At 59.0% G+C, this 17,804-nt stretch carries 17 protein-coding genes and 2 tRNA genes; 13 read left to right on the top strand and 6 right to left on the bottom strand.

Annotated features, from left to right (window positions below):
• Positions 1 to 244 precede the first annotated feature (244 nt).
• The 6 genes from AEP_RS04165 (at position 245) to AEP_RS04140 (ending at position 6,533) form a co-directional block, all read left to right on the top strand.
• A complete protein-coding gene (locus AEP_RS04165; protein WP_087494224.1) occupies positions 245 to 697 on the top strand; it encodes an acyl-CoA thioesterase in 453 nt (150 codons plus the stop codon).
• On the top strand, positions 694 to 1,389 hold the full coding sequence (locus AEP_RS04160; RefSeq protein WP_087494223.1) for a nitroreductase: 696 nt from the start codon (positions 694 to 696) through the stop codon (positions 1,387 to 1,389). The genes AEP_RS04165 and AEP_RS04160 overlap by 4 nt, the downstream gene beginning before the upstream one ends.
• A gap of 107 nt (positions 1,390 to 1,496) precedes the next feature.
• Positions 1,497 to 2,747: a nicotinate phosphoribosyltransferase gene (pncB, locus tag AEP_RS04155; protein ID WP_087494222.1), complete on the top strand. Its 1,251-nt coding sequence runs from the start codon at positions 1,497 to 1,499 to the stop codon at positions 2,745 to 2,747.
• On the top strand, positions 2,744 to 3,742 hold the full coding sequence (locus AEP_RS04150; RefSeq protein WP_087494221.1) for a 2-hydroxyacid dehydrogenase: 999 nt from the start codon (positions 2,744 to 2,746) through the stop codon (positions 3,740 to 3,742). Before pncB ends, AEP_RS04150 begins: the two co-directional genes overlap by 4 nt.
• Positions 3,743 to 3,873: 131 nt before the next feature.
• Positions 3,874 to 5,298, top strand: coding sequence for a DNA recombination protein RmuC (rmuC, locus tag AEP_RS04145; RefSeq protein ID WP_087494220.1), 1,425 nt, complete (start codon positions 3,874 to 3,876; stop codon positions 5,296 to 5,298).
• Positions 5,299 to 5,366: 68 nt separating this feature from the next.
• On the top strand, positions 5,367 to 6,533 hold the full coding sequence (locus AEP_RS04140) for an MFS transporter (protein ID WP_257789663.1): 1,167 nt from the start codon (positions 5,367 to 5,369) through the stop codon (positions 6,531 to 6,533).
• On the opposite strand, the gene AEP_RS04135 is transcribed toward AEP_RS04140, so the two are convergent.
• The 3 genes from AEP_RS04135 to earP all read right to left on the bottom strand — a co-directional run bounded on the left by AEP_RS04135 (position 6,515) and on the right by earP (position 9,403).
• Positions 6,515 to 7,384, bottom strand: a complete 870-nt coding sequence (locus AEP_RS04135; protein WP_087494219.1) for a TIGR00730 family Rossman fold protein — start codon at positions 7,382 to 7,384, stop codon at positions 6,515 to 6,517. The genes AEP_RS04140 and AEP_RS04135 overlap by 19 nt on opposite strands.
• Positions 7,385 to 7,521: 137 nt before the next feature.
• Entirely contained in the window at positions 7,522 to 8,076 is a 555-nt protein-coding gene (gene efp / locus AEP_RS04130; RefSeq protein WP_087494218.1) for an elongation factor P, read from the bottom strand.
• Positions 8,077 to 8,194: 118 nt separating this feature from the next.
• Complete coding sequence (earP, locus tag AEP_RS04125; RefSeq protein WP_087494217.1) at positions 8,195 to 9,403, bottom strand: elongation factor P maturation arginine rhamnosyltransferase EarP; 1,209 nt, start codon at positions 9,401 to 9,403, stop codon at positions 8,195 to 8,197.
• A gap of 47 nt (positions 9,404 to 9,450) precedes the next feature.
• On the opposite strand from earP, the gene uvrC reads away from it, so the two are divergent.
• From uvrC to AEP_RS04090, 7 genes are all read left to right on the top strand, one after another.
• A complete protein-coding gene (gene uvrC, locus AEP_RS04120) occupies positions 9,451 to 11,421 on the top strand; it encodes an excinuclease ABC subunit UvrC (RefSeq protein WP_087494216.1) in 1,971 nt (656 codons plus the stop codon).
• A 19-nt stretch (positions 11,422 to 11,440) separates the two neighbouring features.
• Positions 11,441 to 12,016 (top strand): CDP-diacylglycerol--glycerol-3-phosphate 3-phosphatidyltransferase, encoded by a 576-nt coding sequence (gene pgsA, locus AEP_RS04115; protein ID WP_087494215.1) that lies wholly within the window; start codon positions 11,441 to 11,443, stop codon positions 12,014 to 12,016.
• A 246-nt stretch (positions 12,017 to 12,262) separates the two neighbouring features.
• Positions 12,263 to 12,535, top strand: coding sequence for an HU family DNA-binding protein (locus AEP_RS04110; protein ID WP_066709320.1), 273 nt, complete (start codon positions 12,263 to 12,265; stop codon positions 12,533 to 12,535).
• Positions 12,536 to 12,551: 16 nt separating this feature from the next.
• Positions 12,552 to 12,627, top strand: a tRNA-Val gene (locus AEP_RS04105).
• 64 nt (positions 12,628 to 12,691) lie between these two features.
• Positions 12,692 to 14,614, top strand: coding sequence for a SurA N-terminal domain-containing protein (locus AEP_RS04100; RefSeq protein ID WP_087494214.1), 1,923 nt, complete (start codon positions 12,692 to 12,694; stop codon positions 14,612 to 14,614).
• A 38-nt stretch (positions 14,615 to 14,652) separates the two neighbouring features.
• A tRNA-His gene (locus AEP_RS04095) sits at positions 14,653 to 14,728 on the top strand.
• A gap of 197 nt (positions 14,729 to 14,925) precedes the next feature.
• On the top strand, positions 14,926 to 15,303 hold the full coding sequence (locus tag AEP_RS04090; protein WP_087494213.1) for a hypothetical protein: 378 nt from the start codon (positions 14,926 to 14,928) through the stop codon (positions 15,301 to 15,303).
• Between the two features lie 64 nt (positions 15,304 to 15,367).
• Here the strand turns inward: AEP_RS04090 and AEP_RS20600 are convergent, their stop codons facing one another.
• The 3 genes from AEP_RS20600 to AEP_RS04070 all read right to left on the bottom strand — a co-directional run bounded on the left by AEP_RS20600 (position 15,368) and on the right by AEP_RS04070 (position 17,790).
• Complete coding sequence (locus AEP_RS20600) at positions 15,368 to 15,610, bottom strand: hypothetical protein (RefSeq protein WP_157673042.1); 243 nt, start codon at positions 15,608 to 15,610, stop codon at positions 15,368 to 15,370.
• A gap of 793 nt (positions 15,611 to 16,403) precedes the next feature.
• The gene (locus AEP_RS04080; RefSeq protein ID WP_087494212.1) at positions 16,404 to 16,751 is read right to left on the bottom strand and encodes a hypothetical protein; all 348 of its coding nucleotides are present in this window, start codon (positions 16,749 to 16,751) and stop codon (positions 16,404 to 16,406) included.
• Between the two features lie 397 nt (positions 16,752 to 17,148).
• Complete coding sequence (locus tag AEP_RS04070; protein WP_157673041.1) at positions 17,149 to 17,790, bottom strand: hypothetical protein; 642 nt, start codon at positions 17,788 to 17,790, stop codon at positions 17,149 to 17,151.
• Positions 17,791 to 17,804: the final 14 nt, after the last annotated feature.

Below are 17,804 nucleotides of genomic sequence, written 5' to 3'. Positions count from 1 at the left end.
AAGCATCTGTCCCAGTGGACTTTATGTTGCAGTGCAGCATGGTTCGAATTATAGAGAGCCCGTGTGTCAATGCAAGCACTTTTTGTTGCACTGCAACAAATTAGTGCAAATTTCCTAATTCGGGCTGGGTGAGGCGATTTTTCACGGGCGCGTCATGAAATGTTGGAGCGCATTTTTGGATATATCCATCTCGCCCGCCCCAATATCAGGGTCTGCGCCTGACGGTGCCGGTATCGCTGGCAAAATGGTTCACATGCAGCTGAACGCGCCCCTGAAGCCCCACGCCGAGCCGCGAAGTGCCTACCGGGTACTGCGCACCATTCCCACCCGTTGGAGTGACAACGACGTCTACGGCCACGTCAACAACGTGGTGTACTACAGCTGGTTTGATACTGCGGTGAATGCCTACCTGATGGAGCAGGGCGTGCTCGATATCCATGCGGGCGACACCATTGGACTGGTGGTGGAAACCCAGTGCAACTACTTTGCTTCTGTGTCCTTCCCCGAGGTGGTGCAAGCCGGCATTCGGGTTGCCAAACTCGGTACCTCCAGCGTGCGCTACGAGATCGGCATTTTTGGTGAGGGTGAGACCACCGCCGCCAAAGGCCACTTTATCCATGTCTATGTGGACAGGCTCACCCGCAAGCCGGTCCCGCTTCCTGATGCTTTGAGACAACTACTGGAGACCTTGCAATGACTGCAGCTATCGTCGATGACGCCATCCGCTCCCGCATGTCCGCCCGGGCCTTTCTGCCCAAGGCTGTTGCCCGGGAAGATATTGAAGCCATTCTGGACGTAGCCAGCCGCGCGCCTTCGGGTACCAACTGCCAACCTTGGAAGGTCTACGTGCTGCAAGGTGCGAGCCGCGATGCGCTGGTGGATAAAACCTGCGCCGCGCACGACGCGATCCGCGCCACCCCCGAGCTGGCTGCGCAGTACCAGGAGGAGTACGACTACTACCCCGCCCAGTGGGTCAGCCCCTATATAGACCGCCGTCGCGAGAACGGTTGGGGGCTCTATGGCTTGTTGGGCATCGGCAAGGCCGACAAAGACAAAATGCACGCCCAGCACCAGCGCAACTTCCGCTTCTTCGATGCGCCGGTGGGCCTGATGTTCACCGTCGACAAGGTCATGGGGCGCGGCTCGTTGGTGGACTACGGCGCGTTTCTGCAAAACATCATGGTGGCAGCGCGAGGGCGCGGCCTTCACACCTGCCCGCAGGCGGCGTGGAACGGCTTCTCCAGCATCATCCTTCCGCACATCGGGGCAGGTGAGGGCGAGATGCTGGTCTGCGGTATGTCGCTGGGCTACGCCGACCCGGATGCGCCGGTCAACACCTTCCACACTCCCCGCGTTCCGGTAGCCGACTTCACCCGCTGGGTGGAATGACGGAAATGTGAATGAAAATGGCTGTTGGCGCACATTCTGTATGCGCGAGCAGCTCCTGAATTGATAGCAATTTTCCCCGCGGCTACGCACGGCAGCCTGAACGCCTCATGATCATCACCAGTTTGCTGGACACCGACCTCTACAAATTCACCATGATGCAAGTGGTGCTGCATCAGTTTCCGGGGGCGCAGGTGGAGTACCGCTTCAAGTGCCGCAACCCGGGCATGGATCTGGCGGCGCATGCGACTGAGATCCGCGAGGAAATCCGTTCCCTGTGCAGCCTTCAGTTCCAGGAGAGCGAGCTGGCCTATCTGCGGTCCATGCGCTTTATCAAAAGCGACTTCGTGGACTTTCTGGGGCTGTTCCGCCTGAACGAAAAGTACATCACCGTCACCCCCCTGGCCAATGGCGAGTTGGACATCAGCATCGTCGGGCCGTGGCTCCACACCATCCTGTTTGAGATCCCGGTGTTGGCCATCGTGAACGAGGTGTACTTCCGCAACACCCAGCGCGTGCCGGACTTCGTGGAAGGGCGCAAGCGCCTGGAAACCAAGATCGAGCAGTTGCGCGCTGAGGGCTTGGAAGACCTGAAGATTGCCGATTACGGCACCCGCCGCCGCTTCTCCCGCGCCTGGCACGACGAAGTGCTGCGCGTGCTCAGCGCCAAGCTGGGCACTCTGCAAAGCCCCGGCAATGCGGTGGGGCGCCCTGGTCAGTTGGCCGGTACCAGCAATGTATTGCTCGCCATGAAGCTGGGGCTCACGCCACTGGGCACCATGGCCCACGAATACCTGCAAGCCTCTCAGGCTTTGGGCCCGCGCTTGCGGGACAGCCAGATATTTGCCTTCGAGTCCTGGGCCCGGGAGTACCGCGGCGACCTGGGCATTGCGCTCAGCGATGTGTACGGCATGAACGCCTTTCTGCGCGACTTTGACATGTTTTTCTGCAAGCTCTTCGACGGCGCGCGCCACGACAGTGGCGACCCATTCACCTGGGGCGAGCGCATGATCGACCACTACCTGCGCAACCGGGTCAACCCGCGCACCAAAACCTTGATCTTCAGCGACGGCTTGACCATTCCCCGCACCATCGAGCTCTACCAGCAGTTCCGCGGGCGCTGCCAGCTGGCCTTCGGCATCGGCACTAATCTGACCAATGATCTGGGCTACACGCCGCTGCAAATCGTCATCAAGATGGTGCGTTGCAACGGCCAGCCGGTGGCCAAGCTCTCCGACACACCGTCCAAGAACATGTGCGATGAAGAGAAATACTTGGCCTACCTGCGCCAGGTGTTTGAAATCCCAAGCCCGGTGGAAGCCACCGCCATGCCCACCACCCAACCCCCTGTTTCAGCATGACATCATCAAGCTCCAAGCCCCGCATCCTGATCAGCCGGGCCATCTTCCCGGAAGTACTCGCCCGGTTGGAGGCGGTGTTCGAGGTAGAACACAACCAGGCGGACGCTGTCTGGTCTGCTCAGGACTTGACCGCCCGTCTGCAAGGCAAAGATGGCGTTCTCACCACCGGCGGCGAGCGCATCAGCGCCGAGCTGCTGCAGGCTTGCCCTCAACTCAAAATCTGCGCCAACATGGCTGTGGGGTTTAACAACTTCGATGTGCCGGCCATGACGGCCAGCGGCGTGCAGGGCACCAATGCCCCGGATGTGCTCACCGAGACCACCGCCGACTTCGGCTTCGCGCTGATGATGGCCACCGCCCGCCGCATGGCCGAGAGCGAGCACTTTTTGCGCGCCGGTTTGTGGAAGCGCTGGAGCTACGACATGTTTTGTGGCAGCGACATCCATGGCGCCACACTCGGCATTCTGGGGATGGGGCGCATCGGGCAGGGTATTGCGCGGCGCGGCTTCCATGGCTTCGGCATGAAGGTGATTTATCACAACCGCAGCCGGCTCGATGCGGGGCTGGAATCCGCGTGCGGCGCGCAGTATGTAGACAAAGCGACGCTGCTCGCGCAAGCTGACCATCTGGTGCTGGTGTTGCCGTACTCGGCGGAATCGCACCATAGCATCGGTGCGGCGGAGTTGGCGCAGATGAAGCCCACCGCCACCCTGACCAACATTGCGCGCGGCGGCATTGTGGATGATTCGGCGCTGGCCCAGGCCCTGCGCCGCGGGCAGATTGCCGCGGCCGGGCTGGACGTGTTTGAAGGCGAACCCCAAGTGCACCCGGACTTGCTGACCCTCCCTAACGTGGTGCTGACCCCGCACATTGCCAGCGCGACCCTGGCCACGCGCCGGGCCATGGCCCAGCTGGCCGCTGACAACTTGCTGCGCTTTTTTGCGACCGGCGAGGTGCTCACCCCGGTGAACACACTGGGCGCCGTGCGGCGTTGAAGCTTGGGCGGAGGGCACTTCACGCAAGTGCGCATCATGCCTTGTGTTTGGGTTTGCTATTGAATTTATAGCTGCTCGCGCATATTCAATGGGCGGTAGAGGCTGAAATGATGCATAACTAGAAGGAATCTATGACGGAATGGATGGTGGTGGCGGGAGTGGTTTTGGGCCTCTTGCAACTTGTGTTGCTGGTGCTGCTTTTGCGTGGTCGCGCGGGTACTGATCCCCAAGCCCATGCCCAAGAGCTGGCGCAACAGGAGGCACGCCAGGAGCTGTTGGCCCGCCTGCAAAGCAGCAGCGAACGCGTGGAGCGGGAGCTGCGTCGCGAGGTGCAAGAGAGTGCGCGCAGCGGCCGCCAGGAGCTGGCACAAAACCTTGCCACTTTCCAGCAAAGTCTGGTGCAGCAAACCGCCGAAGCCACCCGCACCCAGAACACCCAGATCGACGCCTTCGGCCAGCAACTCGCGCTCTTGCAGAAGACCCTGTCCGACACCCTGGCCAACCAGCTGAGTGCCCTGAGCGAATCCAACGCCCGCCGCATGGCCGAGGTGCGCCAGACCCTCGATGCCCAATTGGCCCAGCTGCAGACCACCAATTCCGCCAAGCTCGACGAGATGCGCGCCACGGTGGACGAGAAGTTGCAGACCACCTTGCAAGCCCGTTTGGGCGAGAGCTTCAAGCAAGTGGCCGAGCGGCTGGAGCAGGTGCACAAAGGGCTGGGCGAAATGCAGTCGCTCGCGCAGGGCGTGGGCGACTTGAAGCATCTGCTCTCCAACGTCAAAACCCGTGGCATGTTCGGTGAGGCCCAACTGGCATCCCTCTTGGAGCAAGTGTTTGTGCCCGACCAATACGCCACGCAGGTCGCCACCCGCCCCGGCAGCAAAAACGTGGTGGACTTCGCCATCAAGCTGCCCGGCAAATCGGACAACGGCGCCCCTTTGTGGCTGCCGATTGACGCCAAGTTCCCCAACGAAGACTACGAGCGCCTGCTCGACGCGCAGGGCAGGGCGGATGCCGCCGCTGCCGAGGCCGCCGGCAAGGCGCTGGAAATGCGCATCCGGCTGGAGGCCAAGTCGATTTCCGAGAAGTATGTGGAGCCCCCGCACACCACCGACTTCGCCATCCTTTTCCTGCCGACCGAAGGCCTGTACGCTGAAGTGCTGCGCCGCCCCGGCCTGATGGAAGCTTTGCAGCGTGAGCACCGCATTACCCTGGCCGGGCCCACCACCTTGCTGGCCATGCTCAGTTCCTTGCAAATGGGCTTTCGAACGCTGGCCTTGGAAAAGCGCTCCAGCGAGGTGTGGCAAGTGCTAGGTGCTGTCAAAACCGAGTTCAGCAAGTTCGGCGATGTGCTGGCCAAGGTCAAGTCGCAAACCGAGACCGTGCTCAAAACCCTGGACAGTGCCGAAGTGCGCAGCCGCGCCATGGGGCGGGCACTCAAAAAGGTGGAGGCCCTGCCGGACACCCAGGCGCAGGCTTTGTTGCCCATTGATCGCGATGTGGACCGTGATGCTGACCTTGATAGGGACCGGGATGCCGACGGCGCCGGCCTATGAGCGGCCTGCACGCCCCTGCACATTCAGCAGTTAGCGCCCCCCAAAACCCTTGGGCACTATTGCGCTAGATCAGCGGCCATGTGTGCCTGCATGCCAGCATGGCGGGCATGCGACTGGCTGCGCCGCTGTGGGCCTTGCAGCAGGGCTACGGACCGTTGGCGGTGGGTTTTTTGCTGGCCTTGTTTTCTTTGTCGCAGGTGTTTCTGGCTTTACCGGCCGGGCGCTTTGCGGACCGGCATGGCTTGCGCAAGCCGGTGTCCTGGGCGGTGGTGGCGTCCATTTCCGGGGCCACTGCGGCTGCCCTGTATCCGCATTTCGCCGTGCTGTGTTTTGCGGCGCTGATGATGGGTGGCGCTACCGGTTCTGCCGCCATTGCCTTGCAGCGCCACGTGGGGCGGGCGGCCGCGGACGCCACCGATTTGCGCCGCGTGTTCAGCTGGCTGTCTATCGGGCCCGCGATTTCCAACTTTCTGGGCCCGGTGTGCGCAGGCTTGTTGATTGACCACGCCGGTGTTTGGCTGGGCGGCAAGGTGGCCGACCACAACGGTTTTGTGGCTGCGTTTGCGCTGACGGCGCTGCTGCCATCGTTGGCTTGGTGCTGTGTGCGGACCACGCGGGAGCTGGAACCCGTGGTGCATGCGGGTGGCGTGCCCCCCAGTGCCTGGCCCCTGTTCAAAGAGCCGATGATGCGCCGCCTGTTGTTGGTGAACTGGTTGCTCTCCAGCTGCTGGGACGTGCACACCTTTGTGGTGCCGGTGCTGGGGCATGAGCGTGGATACAGCGCTTCGGTCATAGGCACCATCCTTGGTGCTTTTGCGGTGGCTGCAGCGGTGGTGCGGGTTTTTCTGCCGCTGCTGGCGTCGCGCCTGCGCGAATGGGCGGTGGTCACCACGGCCATGGTGGTGACGGCGCTGCTATTTGCGGTCTATCCCTTGATGCCCAGCGCCTGGGCCATGGGCGTGTGCTCGGTGTTGCTGGGGCTGACGCTGGGTACGGTGCAACCCATGATCATGAGCACCCTGCACCAGATCACGCCGCATGCGCTGCACGGCCAAGCGATTGCGCTGCGGCTGATGACCATCAACCTCTCCAGCGTGCTCATGCCCATGCTCTTTGGCACGGCGGGTGTGGTGGTGGGGGTGTCGGTGGTGTTCTGGACCGTAGGTGCCCTGGTGGGGCTGGGTTCACACGCAGCCTGGCGGTTGCGTGCAGGGCCTCACACGGGCAGTCCGTAAAAGTTGCGGATGGTGTCCCAGGCGTCCTGCGGGTCGTCGGTGTAGTGCAGCAGGTTCAGGTCTTCGGGCGAAATTGCGCCTTCCTCCACCAGCACATCCATGTTGATCAGGCGTTTCCAGTAGTCGGTGCCGAACAGGATGATGGGCACCGGCTTGGCCTTTTTGGTCTGTACCAGCGTGATCACTTCAAACAGCTCGTCCAGGGTGCCGAAGCCGCCGGGAAAAGCCACCAGCGCTTTGGCACGCATCATGAAATGCATCTTGCGGGTGGCGAAGTAGTGGAACTTGAAGCTCAAGGACGGCGTCACGTAAGGGTTGGCCCGTTGCTCATGCGGCAGGGTGATGTTCAGGCCGGGGGTGAGTGCACCCATCTCGTGGGCGCCCCGGTTGGCCGCTTCCATGATGCCGGGGCCGCCACCGGTGCAGATGAACAGGCGCTCCTCGCGGGGTTTGCGGGCGCTGTGGCCCGCAACCAGGCGGGCAAACAGGCGGGCATTGTCGTAGTGCTTGGCGTTGCGCAGATGGCGCTTGGACAGGGCGATTTGCTGTGCATCGCCAGAGGCCTCGGCAGCTTGCGCGAACGCTTCAGCATCTTCGGGTGAAGGGAATCGTGCGCTCCCGAATACCACCACGGTGTTGTCCACGCCTTGGGCGGCCTGGTCCAGGTCGGGCTTGAGCATCTCCAGCTGGATGCGGATGCCACGGGTCTCGCGGCGGAGCAGGAATTCAGGGTCTGCAAAGGCCAGGCGGTAGGCGTCTTGGTCCAGGGCGCCGCCCTGGTCAGAATGGTTTTGCAGGTCCGCCCAGGCGTTGGCGATACGGCTTTCGTTGAGGTTTTGCGTGTTTTCCATGGCTTCATTGTGCGGCAGTTTCGTGGCACTCTGAAGGCAAGAGACGTGCCGTTTTTTGCGGCTTGTTTGCGGCCATAAAAAAAGCTCCCGAAGGAGCTTTTTCTGGAGGGCCCCTAAAGGCCAGTGCAGTGCGTGGATTAGACGCGTTTGCGATATTCGCCGGTACGGGTGTCGATTTCAACGCGGTCGCCTTGGGCCACGAATATTGGCACGCCGATTTCGAAACCGGTGGCGATCTTGGCAGGCTTGAGCACCTTGCCGGAGGTATCACCCTTCACAGCAGGCTCAGTCCAGGTGATTTCACGTTCCACGCTAGTGGGCAGTTCGACGGAGATGGCTTTGCCTTCGTAGAAAACCACTTCGGCGGTCATGCCGTCTTCCAGGTAGTTCAGGGAGTCGCCCATGTTTTCGGCTTCGACTTCGTACTGGTTGTAGTCGGCATCCATCCAAACATACAGGGGATCAGCGAAGTAGGAGTAAGTGCAATCCTTCTTGTCCAGAATGATCTGGTCCATCTTGTCGTCGGCCTTGAATACCACTTCGGTACCGAAGTTAGCGATCAGGCTCTTGAGCTTCATGCGCACGGTGGCAGAGTTGCGGCCGCCGCGGCTGTATTCGGTTTTCAGGACGACCATGGGGTCTTTGCCGTGCATGATCACATTGCCGGCGCGGATTTCTTGTGCGATTTTCATAGGGTTGCGAGGACGTTTGTCGCGTACAGCGACTGTAGGCCGCAGTCTGCGGCGGGGCATGATTTGCACCCCTTAAACCTACGCAGTTCAGGCGGCAAATTCAGCAAAGCCTCGTATTTTATCGCCTTTTCTCCACAAAACTGACCAGGCTGCTTACCAAGTCGGGCTGCTGGCGCAGCCGGTCGCGCCAGCCTTGTACCTGTTGACGCCATGCACTCAGCGGCAAGCGGCCCCAATCCAGCACTGTTTGCTGGCCTGGGGCGTTGTGAATCGGTGGCAGTCCATTCCATGCCGCATGGAGCCGGCGAACGGTGGCGTCTGCACCCATGCAGTCCAGAAAGGCGGCGAGTTTTTCGGCATGTGCGCCATCGTCCTGGGGGTAGATGTGCCAGACAAACGGTTGGCCGGCCCAGAGGGCGCGTACCAGTGAGTCTTCTCCCCGCACGAAGTTGAGGTCGCAGCACTGCAGCAGGGCGTCGAACTCAGGGTGGCTCAAGGCTTCGAGGTAGTGAAGACGCAGATGGCTATTGTGAAGCGCCGTGCCGGTCATGGCCTCCGCTTGGGGGAGCGCCTGTGCAAGCGCATGTCTTGCCCGCCCCGGCGTCACCAGCAGCAAGGTAGATGTGTCGGCGCGCATCCAGTCGGCCAAGGCCTTCGCAAGGGCGGCCGGTTCATAGCAAAAGAGGCTGATCAGGCGCTCGCCTGTCCAGGCTACGCCTTGGTCGGCCAGCCATGCGCCGCGCCAGGAGTCATCCAGCCCGTGTTGCCGTTCTTCAAAGCTCGGCTCGCGCAAGAGGCCTCCAGTGCCTGCGGTGAAGCCGGGGTAATAAAAGTGCTTGGTCCAGCCTTTTGCAGGACCTTGCATCACCGGTGAGGGCAGTGCGTGGCAGCGTTCCACATAGTCTTCGGCTGACAGGTATTCCAGATTGATCCAGGCAGGTGGTTTAGTGTCATTTAGGGCGTTAGCGCTCATGGAATGTGCGCGAGCAGCTATAAATTCAGGAGCAATATGGCATCCGAAACCTTCAATCCACACATCGGCGGGCGGGAGATCGCGCAGCTTGGCAGCGTCCGCGGCTTCTTCCCATGCCCGCACGCTGATGCCGGACCATTGGCCTTGGCGGGCTCCGGGGGCCATCCAGTCCAGCGCGCTGCTGTCATCCACCCAGAAGCGCACGGTATGGCCGCGTTGCGCAATGTCAGCACACAAGCGCCAGCACACGCCGATGTCGCCATAGTTGTCGATGACTTGGCAGAACACATCCCATAGCCATGCAGGGGCTGGGGTTTGTGGCTCGGGGAGCGGGCTGGCTGGCTTGGAGGACATGCCGCCGATTGTGCACAAGGGCGCTGCGTGGGCCGACAATAGCGCCCATGAGTGATACCCATCCTGAAGAGTTGCTGCGCGAAGTGGCAGCGCTCCCGTCCCTGCCCGGCGTGTACCGCTATTTCGATGCCGACGGGCAGGTGCTTTATGTCGGCAAGGCCATCAGCCTGAAAAAACGGGTCAGCAGCTATTTCCAGAAAAACCATGGCGGCACCCGCATCGGGCACATGGTGAGCAAGATCGTGCGCATGGAGACCACCGTGGTGCGCTCTGAGGCGGAGGCGCTGCTGCTGGAAAACAACCTCATCAAGACGCTGAACCCCAAGTACAACATCCTGTTTCGCGACGACAAGAGCTACCCGTATTTGAAGATGACCGGCACCCCGCTGGTGCCCAAGAACATGGCGCCCGCCGATGCTGCTGCTCCGGCGCGCGCGCCACAGCCAGTGGAGTTCGCCCGCGTGTCCTACTACCGTGGCGCGGTGGAAAAAAAGCACCGCTACTTCGGCCCTTACCCCAGCGCCTGGGCGGTGAAGGAGGCCATTCTGCTGATGCAGAAGGTGTTCCGCCTGCGCACTTGTGAAGATTCGATTTTTGCGAACCGCACCCGGCCCTGTTTGCTGTACCAGATCAAGCGCTGTTCCGGTCCGTGCGTCGGCCATATCCAGCCGCTGGACTACGCGCAGGACGTAGCGAATGCCGAGCGCTTCCTGCGGGGAGAAGCACAGGATGTGATGCGGGGCCTGGAGTCCCGCATGATGGCGCATGCCGAGAAGCTGGAGTTTGAGAAGGCTGCTGAGCTGCGCAACCAGGTGGCCGCTTTGTCCAATGTGTTGCACCAGCAGTCGGTGGACAACGTGTCGGACCGGGACGTAGACATCCTGGCCGTCAAGGTGCAAGGTGGCAAGGCGTGCGTGAACCTCGCCATGGTGCGCGGTGGCCGCCATCTGGGCGACCGGGCGTACTTTCCAGTGCACGTGGAAGACGCCTCAGCCATGGAGTCTGCGGAAGAGGGCGTGGCCACTGCATCGGTAGAAGTGCAGGTGCTCGAAGCCTTTATTGCCCAGCACTACATCCAGGTGCCCATGCCTTCGGTATTGGTGGTGAGCGAGCCCGTGAGCAAGGGCCTGATGCAGGCGCTGGCAGAGCAAACTGGTGTGAAGGCCTCAGCGATTCATCAGCCCCGCGAGCAGCGGCGCGCGTGGTTGGACATGGCTCAAACCAACGCCGGCTTGCAGCTGGCACGCTTGTTGGCCGAAGAGGGTTCGCAGCAGGCGCGTACCCGCGCGCTTGCAGATGCCCTGGACCTTGCGCTCGAGAACCTCGACGAATTGCGCATCGAGTGCTTCGACATCTCACACACGGCGGGCGAGGCTACGCAGGCCTCTTGCGTGGTCTTTCAGCACCACAAAATGCAAAACGCCGAGTACCGGCGTTTCAACATCGACGGCATCACCGGCGGGGACGACTACGCGGCCATGCGGCAAGTGCTCACGCGACGTTACAGCAAGATTGCCGAGGCGATCCGGGAGGCCAAGCACAGCGGCACCCCGCCCAGCAATAGTGCGCGCCTACCTGACTTGGTGTTGGTGGATGGCGGCAAAGGGCAGGTGTCCATGGCCAAAGAGGTTTTTGAGAGCTTGGGGCTGGACCTGTCGCTGATTGTGGGTGTTGAAAAAGGCGAGGGCCGCAAGGTAGGCTTGGAGGAGCTGGTGTTTGCCGACGGTCGGGACAAGGTCTATCTGGGGGCCGATTCAGCGGCCCTGATGTTGGTGGCGCAAATCCGCGATGAGGCCCACCGCTTCGCGATTACCGGAATGCGCGCTGCGCGGGCCAAGGTACGCACCGGCGGCAGCAAGCTGGAGGAAATTCCCGGGATTGGCCCCAAACGGCGCGCCAGGCTGTTGCAGCGCTTTGGTGGCGTGCGCGGGGTGGAGCAGGCCAGCGCACAGGACATCGCATCGGTCGAAGGCATATCGCGTGAACTTGCAGAGGAAATCTACCGGGCGTTGCACTAAGGCGTGCCACAATCCAGCCATGTTTACCACCATCCCCACCATCATGACCTGGACGCGAATTTTCGCGATCCCCCTCATCGTGGGCGTGTTCTATCTGCCCGATAGCATGGCCAGCATCCACGAACGTAATCTGGTCGCCACCGTCATGTTTGTGGTGTTTGCGCTGACAGATTGGTTGGATGGCTACCTGGCTCGCAAGCTCAACCAGACTTCGTCTTTCGGAGCATTCCTCGACCCGGTGGCAGACAAGTTTTTGGTGTGCGCGTGTGTGCTGGTACTGGTGCACTTGCAGCGAGCCGACGTATTTGTGGCCTTGATAATCATCGGCCGTGAAATTGCCATCTCCGCCTTGCGGGAGTGGATGGCGCAGATCGGTGCCAGCAAGAGTGTGGCAGTGCACATGATCGGCAAACTCAAGACCGTGGTGCAGATGGTGGCGATTCCGTTCCTGTTGTTTGACGGTATGTTGTTCGGGCTTATCGACACTCACGTATGGGGTGTCTGGTTGATCTGGATAGCTGCAGTGCTCACCGTGTGGTCCATGGTGTACTACCTGCAAAAGGCCCTTCCGGAAATTCGTGCCCGCGCCCAATAGAGTTGACGCGTTTGCCATTCTGTCAACCTGTTTCGGCATGACAATCGCTCACAAATAAAAAACTTTGAAGAGTGCAGGAAGGTCGCAGATTTACGTCTAGAATTCGCCTCCGCGCTGCTTTAAAAGCCGCGGCAATATTGTGTGAGTTCCGTTGAAAATTTGTGCGTCGCGCAAATCATCCGGTACTTGATACATCAGAAATTTGAAGAGACATCGTCTAACTCCGCTTCCGACTAAGGGGTCCTTGTGAATAAAACAGAATTGATCGAGCACATTGCTAAGCACGCTGACATTTCCAAAGCAGCTGCTACACGCGCTTTGGAATCCACCATCGGCGCAGTGAAGACCACCTTGAAAAAGGGCGGCACAGTGTCCCTCGTGGGTTTTGGTACATTTGCGGTTGGTAAGCGCGCTGCTCGCACAGGTCGCAATCCACGCACCGGCGCTGCGATTAAAATCAAGGCTGCCAAGGTTCCAAAGTTCCGTCCAGGCAAAGCATTGAAAGATGCCCTGAACTGAAATCCGGTTTTCGGGGGGGTGATTAGCTCAGTTGGTAGAGCGGCGCCCTTACAAGGCGTAGGTCGGCGGTTCGAGCCCGTCATCACCCACCACCCCCACCCAGCAAAGGCGAACAAATTGTTCGCCTTTTTTGTTGTTCACATGGAGAGTTAGCGCATGTTTGATTTTGTTCGCAAGCACACGAAGGTCTTGATGTTCCTCATGTTCTTGCTGATCATCCCCGCCTTCGTTCTGGTCGGTGTGGACGGCTACAAGAGCATGGCCGGTGGTGGGGCAACAGTCGCAACCGTTGGCAACGCCAAGATCACGCAAGAGGAGTGGGACTTTGCCCACAAAAATGAGGTGGATCGCCTGCGTGCCTCCGTGCCGAATCTGGACCCCAAATTGTTGGATTCTGCCGAAGCCCGCTACACCACGCTGGAACGCTTGGTTCGTGAAAAGGTCATGGCCGAAGCGGTGCAAACCGCCCACATGACGACCAGCAACGCCCGACTGGCCCGTGAGCTGCAGCAAAACCCCACCATCGCCAGCTTGCGCAAACCTGATGGCACCTTGGACATGGAGCGTTATCGCCAACTGGCTGCGAGCCAAGGACTGACCCCGGAAGGTTTTGAGGCCCGTGTGCGCCGTGATCTGTCCTTGATGCAGGTGGAGTCCGCCGTAACGGGTACCGCGTTTTCTCCGAAGGCACTATCGGACTTGGCTCTGAACGCATTTTTTGAACGCCGTGAAGTACAGGTTTTGCGTTTCAGCCCTGCGGATTACGCTAGCAAAATCAATCCGTCAGATGCCGATATCGATGCTTACTTCCAAGCGAATTCGGCCCTGTTCCAGTCCACTGAAACCGCCAATGTGGAATACGTGGTGCTGGACTTGGAAGCCGTCAAAAAGACAGTGTCTGTGAATGAAGCCGACCTCAAGTCCTATTTTGAGCAAAATGCCAGCCGCTTGAGCGCCAAAGAAGAGCGTCGCGCCAGCCACATCCTGATCAACGCTCCCAAGGACATGCCGGCCGCTGACCGCGCCAAGGCCAAAGAGCGTGCGACGGCTTTGCTGGCCCAAGTGCGCAAGGCGCCGGATTCATTCGCAGAGGTGGCCAAAAAGAACTCTCAAGACGCAGGGTCAGCGCCTCGCGGTGGAGACCTCGATTTCTTCGGCCGTGGCGCGATGGTGAAGCCCTTCGAAGATGCTGCGTTTTCCATGAAGAAGGGCGAAATCAGCGATTTGGTGGAGTCCGATTTCGGCTTCCACATCATCAAGCTGGCAGAAGTGAAGGGTGCAAAGCAGCCCACATTCGAAGAGGCCCGTGTCAGCCTGGAGCCCGAATTGCGCGCTCAATTGGCGCAGCGAAAGTTTGCTGAAGTGGCAGAGGCCTTCACCAATGGCGTGTACGAGCAATCTGACAGCCTGAAGCCTGTTGCCGAGCGTTTGAAGCTGGAAGTCAAAACCGCCACCAATGTGCAGCGCCAGCCCCTGCCCGGCGCAGCCGGCCCCTTGGCGAATCCCAAGTTGTTGGAAGCCATTTTTAGTACCGATTCCCTGGAGAAGAAGCGCAATACCGAAGCTCTGGAGCTGGGCGCTAATCAACTGGTTTCTGCCCGTGTGGTGGCATATAGCCCGGCGCGTCCCTTGGCGCTCAATGAGGTGAAGGCCCAGGTCCGTGAACGTTTGGTGGCAAGCCGCGCTCTTGAGCAGGCCAAAAAAGAGGGCACCGAGAAGCTGGCCGCTTTGCAAGCCAATCCTTCTGCCGTGGCCATGCCCGCCGCTGTCACGGTGTCCCGCGACGCTGCTCAAGGACTGGCAGGTGCTGTGGTGGATGCTGCATTGAAGGTCAATCCGGCCAAGCTACCCGGCTTTACGGGTACAGATGTGGGCGGCCAAGGCTATGTGGTGGTGCGTGTCAACAAGGTGTTGCCACGCAATGCGGTGGAAGAAGCCAAAGGCAAGCAAGAGCAAGCGCAGTATGCGCAATGGGTTGCTGCGTCCGAGAGCAGTGCCTATTATGAAAGCTTGAAGCAGCGTTTCAAGGTGCAAATCAAGGTTCCGGCCCCCGGTGCTGCCAAAACAGCCCAGAATTGATCTGGAGCCTGAAAATCAGGTTATAATTTTTGTCTACGGTGGCTGTAGCTCAGTTGGTAGAGTCCAGGATTGTGATTCCTGTTGTCGTGGGTTCGAGCCCCATCAGCCACCCCAAGTAATCGCTAAAGAGCTTGCTATTGAAAAAGTAGCAGGCTCTTTTTCTTTGTGCAGGTTGTAGGCAATCTGTAGGCAACTTTCCCAAATCTAGCCCCATAGCCAGCCAAAACAAATGCATTGCCGCCCGCGATGCAGACCAAAGTCAAATCAGCAAAACTGATAAAGTTCGTACGTCTTTGGTAGGGAGATTAGATATGCAAGTGCTACGGGTAATTGGTTTTTTATTCTGCTTGGGTTTGGCAGGGTGTGCGGGGCCGAGTGGCGGGCTTGGCTCTGTTGTGAAGACCAATCAACTTGCCCCCGGAATGAAGTCAGCAGAAGTCAAGGCAGTTCTTGGCGAACCTTCACAAACGCAGTTCATTTCGAACAAGTGGATTTGGAAGTACTCACTGCACCAAACTTGGAAGGGTTTTATTCCCTACTATTTGGTATTCAATCGCGACACCCAGACTCTAGAACAGTGGTTTGCAGATGAAGCAGAGTACGCTCGTGAGCAACAAATGTGGCTTCAAGCGATGCCTTCTAATCAAAAGATTGAGTTGGATGTTAAGGTCGGCCCACGTTTTCCATGAACCTCAACGTCGGTCTTAAGCGCTTGGTGAATTTCCCGGAATTCAGCAAGTATTTCCCTGTACTTTATCCAGACTGCACCGGAATTTGCTCGCGCAGGTCATCGGGCAGCTTCCATCGTTCACGCGTCCCCCAAAGGCTAGGCGGTTGCCACTTCCCATGCACTAGCGCAGATAGACCCGTGATGACCAAGCGGTCTATCAATGCTTGCGTGTTTGCCTTGGGGTACAAAGTGCGCGCGGCCTGCAGGGCCTCTAAGGCAGCTTGGCAGGGCGTGTAGTCAACTCTGGGGCGGTCTCTTTTCGTCAATTTCTCAGACTCCTAAGTGTTTGATTTCGTTCGCACTTTTTGGGCATAAGACCCGAACTGGTAACTGCTTGAATTTGCTGGTTATTCACCAATTGATTCCAGCACTTCGCGCGTAGTGTGTAGGCCCTTCCTTTCGTGCCGTCAATTACTAAGGACTAGCGCGGAAAACAATCCGGTACATCCTCGAGTCAACCGCCGGTAACTGCCGTAGTTTTTGACGCCTACAGATGGCATATCTAGATGGTGTCCGTGTGGCGGTGCAGAGAGCGCGGCAAAACTGCCTCTGATAGCACCGCTTGCCGGTGTAGTGGCGAGTCTCCCTAGACCGCCAGTCGGTGCTGTTATGCGCTTGCCTTGACCGCTTGCCGGTGTAAGACTTGCGTTTCTAAGGGGCTGGTTATCTTGGTAAGCGCTCCTTCTAAATAGCTCCACAGCGCCGGGGTCGTAGCCAGGTATCCTGTCCAGCGCCCTCCATGTGACCGCGTACCAACTCGCCTTATTGGGGCGGTGGCCTTTGACAGTCTCGAAAATAAAGCCACTCGCGAGCAACTCTGCTTTGGCGCGGTTGATGGTGTCATTGCTTGACCATCCACGCTTAGCCAAATGCGCGCGGGATAAAAGCAGCCTCCCATTGTTATCTCGCACGAACTGCCGCCCCAACTCCATCAGCAGCGCCTTTGCAGGATGGCTTAGCCGGGAGAAGGCTGGGCAATCAAGCACCGTCCAAGGTAATGCAAAAAATCCCCCTGCATCGCGCCCAGAGTCGTGCCCTTTGCGCTTTGGGTTGCGACCGTTAGCCATTGAGTAACCCCGAATTAGATATACGAGCCAACCATCGGTAAATCATGCGACGGCCGTTTTCTGTGAAGCTGTAGACGCCGGGGCGGCACGGCCTGCCATCTCGATCGATGAAGTGCACACGCTCGCATGGCAAATGCTCTTCACCCAGCCCAAGGCGGCGAATAGCCGCGATTAGTTCTGGACCGTTTGAACATCCGGCGATACTGTCCACGTCCTCTCGACGACGCGGGCGTTGCAGTAGCGCATGAATAACGCGCAACTGGCGCGGATTTTCGGTGCCCAAAAATTCCTTGCGTTTGGACTTTTCCGCCTTGATTTTTTTAGCCTTTGCGGACTTCATTTGATGCCCTTCCGGCTTTTAAACCATTGGGAGGGAGTAGCGCACCAGATTGCCAATCCAAGGCGGTAGAGTGCTTTTTTCATTACGCCACCCCGAGCACGCGGCGCAGGTCTGCAACCTTCCAAGCAAGTCGGCCATTGATGCGGATTGGGCGCAATGGGCCATTCTCAAGGCAGGCCCACAGTCGCATTGTTTGCTCTGCGCGGTTTAAGTGGTAAGCGGCCTCCCTTGTTGGCAGTGCAGCGCGTGTTTCGCGCTCCAGTGCAACGGGTTGAAAAGTGTTTGCAGCCATGATGTAAACCTCTCGGTTTGTTGAACACGACGCAATCATTTTTCTTGGGTGTTGATTCTCCCAAGCTGGTGAGCTTTAGCGCGTTTTAGCGCGCTCTTGCGAGTTTTAGCGCAGTTTTTTTTGCTGGCGACTAATACGGTCCCGAAGGTTTTTAAAGCTCAAGAACTGCGCTTTATCGTTTTGGTCTAACCACTTCAAACCGTCCTCGCTCAAGCCAATAAAAGGCCTCACGGACTTTTCTGCTTTGTTGGTCAACACCATCCAAACGGCGGCGGCATCGAAGGGGGCTGTCACGCTGCGTTGCGCAGCCTCAATCGTTGGCGTGAGTAGGTCACGCTTTGTGGGCTTGACCGAGCGCGTGCTAGCGGCATCAGGCGTGCACACAGCGGCTTGAATCGCTGGCACTTGTGCCACAGTTGCCGCGGCTACTTGATTAACATGTAGTTGCTCCGGAAGGTCTTGCCAAACACCAGTGGCCCAGATTGCAAAAGCTCGCAAATTTACCGGGCTGTTGTGGGTTGTGCCACAGTGGGACAATAGTCTTAGGCCACCACTTGCGGCGTGAGATTCGGAAATTCTCAAACGCCTATCAAAATCTTCTCCAGCCTCGAATTTGTTTTCGAACCTGTCCCACTCGAGCGCATTCGGATTTAGGTTGAGTGAAAGCGCTACGGCTTCGAAGAGCTTTACCTCTTGCATTTGCCCCCAAAAGCACCAATCTGGGCGGCCTTCTAGTGTGTCGGTCACAGTCGCACCCCTTC

Origin of the sequence: Curvibacter sp. AEP1-3, from assembly GCF_002163715.1 — a bacterium.
Lineage (GTDB): Bacteria > Pseudomonadota > Gammaproteobacteria > Burkholderiales > Burkholderiaceae_C > Allorhodoferax.
Note: the sequence above shows the minus strand (reverse complement) of the source record. Positions and strands in the feature narration are given on the sequence as shown.